This is a genomic window from Pseudoxanthobacter sp., from assembly GCF_036822375.1.
Lineage (GTDB): Bacteria > Pseudomonadota > Alphaproteobacteria > Rhizobiales > Segnochrobactraceae > Pseudoxanthobacter.
The window spans coordinates 1-6,125 of sequence record NZ_DAISHT010000198.1; the positions used below are offsets into that span (position 1 = coordinate 1).

4 protein-coding genes are annotated in these 6,125 nt (G+C 72.1%); 2 read left to right on the forward strand and 2 right to left on the reverse strand.

The genetic code is table 11. The features are described from left to right. Positions 1-440 precede the first annotated feature (440 nt). Positions 441-2,282, forward strand: a complete 1,842-nt coding sequence (gene cydD / locus V7067_RS14490) for a thiol reductant ABC exporter subunit CydD (RefSeq protein WP_334176615.1) — start codon at positions 441-443, stop codon at positions 2,280-2,282. 3 nt (positions 2,283-2,285) lie between these two features. After that, entirely contained in the window at positions 2,286-3,950 is a 1,665-nt protein-coding gene (gene cydC, locus V7067_RS14495) for a thiol reductant ABC exporter subunit CydC (protein WP_334176616.1), read from the forward strand. Positions 3,951-4,002: 52 nt separating this feature from the next. Here the strand turns inward: cydC and V7067_RS14500 are convergent, their stop codons facing one another. Then, positions 4,003-4,641 carry an LUD domain-containing protein gene (locus tag V7067_RS14500; RefSeq protein ID WP_334176617.1) on the reverse strand — a complete coding sequence of 213 codons (639 nt, stop codon included), beginning with the start codon at positions 4,639-4,641 and terminating at the stop codon, positions 4,003-4,005. After that, on the reverse strand, positions 4,638-6,125 hold a 1,488-nt coding region (locus tag V7067_RS14505), incomplete at its 5' end, for a lactate utilization protein B (protein WP_334176618.1). The genes V7067_RS14500 and V7067_RS14505, both read right to left, overlap by 4 nt.

Consider the following 6,125-nt stretch of genomic DNA (forward strand, 5'->3'; position numbering starts at 1 on the left):
GAAAGATCGACGACGGCGAAATCGATCATCGGTCTTGCCTCGCTGGTATCGGGTTCAATCGCCCCGGTCACGGGCGCCGGGGCGCGCCACGCCGAAAGCCGGCCGTCTCTCCCGGTGCAGGAAAGGCGGTCTCCAGCAATGACCTAACGTCCGCCCAAGTCACCGAACCTTGATCCGCATCAAGGCGGTCAGCGTGCCGCAGTCCATCACTTCGGGCGGATTGACGCGGACAGAGGCAGCCGCCGCCGCGCAATCCTATATAAGGGGCCGGTCCGTCACGCCCCCGGCGACGGGCCTTCGGAATATCAACTTATTGAAATTCAAAAAGGACCCTGCCCCGCCCGCGTCCGCGCGCAACGGGGCTTTTCCCCGCGCCGCCGCCGAGTGTGGCAGAGATGCGGCAATGCGGTTCTTTTTGTGAGGCGGAGGCAAGGCAGAGCATGACAGCGACGAGCGAGGTCGCCCCCCGGCCGGACGATGCGGAGGGTGATTCCGCCCCTGTCACCACGGATGCCGTCACCACCGGGGCGGCGGCGCTGCCGGCAAAGGCCGGCCGGGCGGAGGCGCGCTGGCTGCGCGGCCTTCAGGGCGAGGCGCGCCGTCCGCTGGCGGTGGCCATCGGCGCGCCCCTCGCCGCGGGCGTGCTGGTGGTGCTGCAGGCCTGGACGCTTTCCGGCGTGCTCGACGGCGCCGTTGTGCACGGGGTGCCGGCGGCCGCGCTCGTCCCGGGCGTGCTGCTGTTTGCCGTCTTCATCATCGGCCGCGCCGTGCTGGGGCGCATCGGCGAGGGCGCCGGCCTCATCGCCGCCGAACGCATCAAGCAGACGCTGCGCAGCCGGCTCCACGCCCGTCTCATGGCCGAAAGCCCGGTCTGGGTGCGCGCGCGCCCGTCCGGCGCGCTCGCCGCGGTGCTGATGGAGCAGGTGGAGGCCGTGGACGGCTTCTTCGCCCGCTTCCTGCCGGCCATGATCGGCGCCGCCATCCTGCCGGTCGCCTTCGCGGTCGCGGTGATGCCGTTCGATCTTCTGGCCGGCGGTCTGTTCTTCATCACCGCTCCGCTCATTCCGCTGTTCATGGCGCTGGTCGGCTGGGGTGCGGAGGCAGCCAGCCGCCAGCACCTCAATGCCTTCGCCCGGCTTTCCGGCTTCTTCGCCGACCGCGTGCGCGGCATCACCACACTGAAGCTCTATGGCCGCGCCGCCGCGGAAGCCGAGACCGTGCGCGCGGCCAGCGAGGATCTGCACCAGCGCACGCTCAGGGTGATGCGCATCGCCTTTCTGTCCTCCGCGGTGCTGGAGTTCTTCGCTGCCCTCGGCGTCGCCGGCGTGGCTCTCTATATCGGCCTCACTTTTCTCGGCCTCATCGGCCACTGGGGCGATCCGCTGACCCTCAGGATCGGCCTGTTCGCGCTGCTGATGGCCCCGGAGGTCTATCTGCCGCTGCGCGTGCTGGCCGCGCACTATCACGACCGCGCCAACGCCCTTGCCGCCGTCAACGAGATCACCGCCGCCTTCGGCACGCTGCCGGATGTCGCCGCTCCGCCGCCGGCAGCGGCCGTGCCGGCGGTGCCGGTCCGGCCGGCCCGGGCGGCCGGCCTCACCCTCTCCGGCTTCTGCCTGACGACGCCGGATGGCAGCCGCACGCTGGTCGGCCCGGCCGGCCTCGTCATCGGCGCCGGCGACACGGTGGCGCTGCTGGGCGAAAGCGGCGCCGGCAAGTCGAGCCTGCTGGAAGCGCTGGCGCGGCTGCGGCCGTTCAGCGGCACCGCGCTCCTCGGCGGCGAACCGCTGGCCGACATCCCGGAAGCGGACCTGCGGGCACGCATGGCGATCCTCGGCCAGCGCCCGCACCTGTTCCGCGGCACGATCGCCGACAATGTCCGCCTCGGCAGCCACGCGGCCGGCGACGACGCCGTGGCACAGGCCGCCCGTCTGGCGCAGGTGAGCGCGTTCGCCGACCGGCTCGCCAGCGGCCTGCAGACCTTCGTCGGCGAGCGCGGCCACGGTCTTTCCGGCGGCGAGGCGCAGCGCGTGGCGCTGGCGCGCATTTTTCTGCGCGACCCGGACATCATCCTGCTCGACGAGCCGACCGCCCATCTCGACCACGAGACGGAGGCGAAGGTTCTGGACGCCATCCTTGCCTTTGCCCGCGGCCGCACGCTGGTGATCGCCACACACTCCGCCGCCGTCGCCGCCCGCATGGGCCGGGTGATCCGCCTCGATCACGGCACCCTGACGGAAGCTTCCGCCCCCTACCCGCAAACTTCGTCTTCGAGGGCGTGACCGATGCATGCGCTGTTCGTCTTCCGCAAGCCGTTTGGCCGCCGGGCCGGGGCGCTGCTGCTGTCGCTGCTGCTGGCGATCGTCACCCTTGCCGCCGGCATCGGGCTGCTCGGGGTTTCCGGCTGGTTCATCACCGCCTCGGCCATTACCGGCGCCGGGGTAGCGTTCAACTTTCTCGGGCCCTCGGCCATGGTGCGCGGGCTGTCGCTGCTGCGCATCGTCGCCCGCTATGGCGAGCGCGTGGTCGGCCATGACGCCACCCTCGGCCTGCTGGCGGAACTGCGCACGTTCGTGTTCCGGGCCCTCATTCCGCTCGCCCCCTTCCTGACGCGCGGCCGGGACTGGACCTCCGGCGACATCGTCTCCCGCCTCACCGCCGATGTGGATGCGCTGGATACGCTGTTCCTGCAGGCCGTCACCCCGGCGCTGACCGTTCTCGTGCTCGGTCTCGGCATGGCCGGCCTCATGGCGTTCTTCATGCCGGCGGCCGCGCTCGTGCTGGCGCTGGGGGTGGGGCTGGTCGCCATCGTCATCCCCGCGCTGATGATCGCCCGCGGCACGAAGCCGGGCGCGGCCGTGATGGCGGCCAACGCCGGCCTGCGCGCTGCCGTGCTCGACAGCCTCGACGGCCACAGCGACCTTGCCGGCTATGGCGTCACGGCCGAGGCCGGGGCCCGGGTCTCCGCCGCCGCCGGCACGCTGGCCGGCGCCCGCCTGAAACAGGGCCGCGCCGGGGCCGACGGCGCGCTGATGGTGCAGGTGGTGGCCGGCACCGTGCTGACGGCCGTGCTGTGGATCGGGCTCGGTCATTTCGGCCGCGGCGAGATTTCCGGTCCCGCGCTGGCCGGCTGGCTGCTCGCCGGCTTCGCCATTTTCGAGGCCGCCGGCCCGGCCGCCCGCGGTGCGGCGCGGGTGGGCGCCGCCATGGCGTCCGCCCGCCGCCTTGCCGCCCTCACCGGGGCGCAGCCCGCCATCACCGACCCGGCCGCGCCCGTGGCGCTGGGGGGCGGCGAAATCCGCTTCGAGGCAGTGGTCTATGGCTACGAGGCCGGACGGCGGGTGCTGGACGGGCTGGACCTTCGCCTGGCCCCCGGCGAGCGGCTGGCCGTGGTGGGGCCGAGCGGCGAGGGAAAATCCACGCTGGTCAGCCTGCTGCTCAGGCTCGACGATGTGCAGGGCGGGCGCATCACCATCGGCGGCACGGATATCCGCCGGGTCGCGCAGGCCGATCTGCACGCCCACATCGCGCTCATGTCGCAGGATACGCCCGTCTTTCTCGGCTCGGTGCGCGACAACCTGCTGATCGGCAATGCCGCCGCGGACGATGCCGCCTGCTGGCAGGCGCTGGAAGACGCCCGGCTGGCGGCCTTCGTGCGCACGCTGCCGCAGGGGCTCGATTCGTGGCTGGGCGAGGCCGGCCGCACGCTCTCGGTCGGTCAGGCGCGGCGGCTGTGTCTGGCCCGCGCCCTGCTCTCGCCCGCCCCGGTGATCGTGCTCGACGAGCCGACCTCAAGCCTCGACCATGAAACCGAATCGGCGTTTCTGGCCGACCTCGGCCCGGCCACGCGCGGACGCACGGTGCTGATGGTCACCCACGCCCGCCTGCCGGCCGGCGCCGTCGACCGCGTGCTGCGGCTCGACCATGGCCGGCTGCGGGATATCGGCTGAGGCCCCGCCTCAGCCGGTGATCTCCACATCCGGCGCGGGCTGAGGCTCCGCCTCAGCCGATGATCAGCACATCCAGCGTGCGGGGGCCGTGAACGCCCTCCACGCGGTTCAGTTCGATGTCGGAGGTGGCCGACGGCCCGGAAATGAAAGTGAGCGGCCGGCCGGCCTTCACCGAGGGCTCCAGCGCCGCCACCGCCTCCGGCACCAGTTCCACGATGCGGCCGGCATCGACGAGGCAGAGGTGATAATCCGGCAGCAGCGTCAGCGCCCGCCGGCCCTGCGCCGCGCCATGGTCGAGCACGATGGTACCCGTCTCGGCGATGGCCACGCAGCAGAGCGTCAGCGCGCCTTCGGTGGCGGCGATGGCATCGTTGCTGAGCGCCGTGTCGGGCACGGCCTCAACGCCCGGCGGCAGCCGGTCGGCGGGAAAATCCGCCGGCACCACCAGCCGCCTCAGGCCGCGCGCCGCCAGAATGCGGCCGGCCGCAGCCGCCGCCTCGCCCGGCGGGCAGCGCGACACCGCAACCTTGTAATGGGCCGCCCGCCCGGCGAAAAGCGCGGTCCGGGCTTCAGCCGCCAGCGTTCCAGTGCGGCGGAAGGCGCGCGGCACCTCCGCGGCGGGGGCGTCCGGCGGCACATCGGCCAGTGCGGCGCCGATGCGGGCCAGAATGGCGCTGCGGGCCTCGCTCATCGTCTGCCCTCTCCGTTGCCGCGGGTCTTCTGCCACCAGTCGCGGAAGGTCTCCGCAGGAATCGCCTTCAGGTCGCGCATTGCGCTCCAGCCAGCGAGCGGACCGGGCAGCGAGCGGATCAGGCCGTCGCGGGCGACCGGCTTCTGCGCCAGTGCCCCGGCGCGCTGCGCCATGGCGAACAGCCGGGCCGAGCCGAACACCCGCGCCATGGCCGCCATGGCCAGCGCCTCGCCATCCGGCAGACCGCCGCGCCGTTTCCGGCGCGCGGCCACCACCTTGCCGCGCAGGTGCACCAGAATGCGGGGAATATCGATCCGCACCGGACAGACCTCGAAACACGCCCCGCACAGCGATGAGGCATAAGGCAGCCCGGAGGCCGGCCCCGGCCCGTTCAGCTGCGGGGTGAGGATGGCGCCGATCGGCCCCGGGTAGGTCGAGCCATAGGCATGGCCGCCGGTGCGCTCATAAACCGGGCAGTTATTGAGGCAGGCCGAACAGCGGATGCACTTCAGCGTGTCGCGCGCGGCCGCATCCCCCAGCACGTCGGTGCGGCCGTTGTCGAGCAGCACGAGGTGGAATTCCTGCGGGCCCTCGCCGGCGCGCGTTCCGGTCCACACCGAATTATAGGGGTTCATCCGCTCCGCGGTCGAAGAGCGCGGCAGCAACTGCAGGAAGGCCTCCATATCCTGCCAGCGCGGAATGACTTTCTCGATGCCCATCACCGAGATCAGCACCCGCGGCAGGGTCAGGCACATGCGGCCGTTGCCCTCCGATTCGAACACCGCCACCGAGCCGGTCTCGGCAACCGCGAAATTGGCGCCGCTGACAGCAAAGGGAATGGTCAGGAACTTCTCGCGCAGATAGCGCCGCGCCGCGCCCGCCAGATCGGCCGGCTCGTCGGTGAGGTTTTCCGTGTCCGGCAGCTCGCGGCGGAAAATCTCGCGGATCTCCGCCCGGTTGCGATGGATCGCCGGCACGAGGATGTGCGACGAGCGGTCGTGGCCGAGCTGCACGATCACCTCGGCCAGATCGGTCTCGTAGGCGCGGATGCCCTCGTCCTGCAGCGCGGCGTTGAGGCCGATCTCGTCGGTGGTCAGCGACTTGACCTTGATGACCTCGGTCGCACCGTGGCCCTTCAGCAGCCCGGCGACGATGCGGTTGGCCTCTGCGCCGTCGCGCGCCCAGTGCACCGTGCCGCCGGCCGCCTGCACGGCGGCTTCAAGCTGCAGCAGGTGCTCGCCCAGCCGCGACAGCGTGGCCGTCTTGATGGCGTCGCCCGCCGCGCGCAGGTCTTCCCAGTCCGGCATTTCGGCCACCGCCGTCCGGCGCTTGGCGCGGATGGTGGTGGTGGCCTTGCCGATGTTGCGGCGCAGCTGGCTGTCGGCCAGCGCCTCGCGCGCGGCCTCGGTGAACGGCCGCTCCACGATGATGCCGGGGCCGTGCTCGCGCGGCACAGCCGCGCCGGAACCGGATTCGCGCGGCAC

Coding starts and splice junctions, on each gene's coding strand:
- cydC (WP_334176616.1), top strand. CDS start 2,286: ATGCATGCGCTGTTCGTCTTCCGCAAGCCGTTTGGCCGCCGGGCCGGG.
- cydD (WP_334176615.1), top strand. CDS start 441: ATGACAGCGACGAGCGAGGTCGCCCCCCGGCCGGACGATGCGGAGGGT.
- V7067_RS14500 (WP_334176617.1), bottom strand. CDS start 4,641: ATGAGCGAGGCCCGCAGCGCCATTCTGGCCCGCATCGGCGCCGCACTG.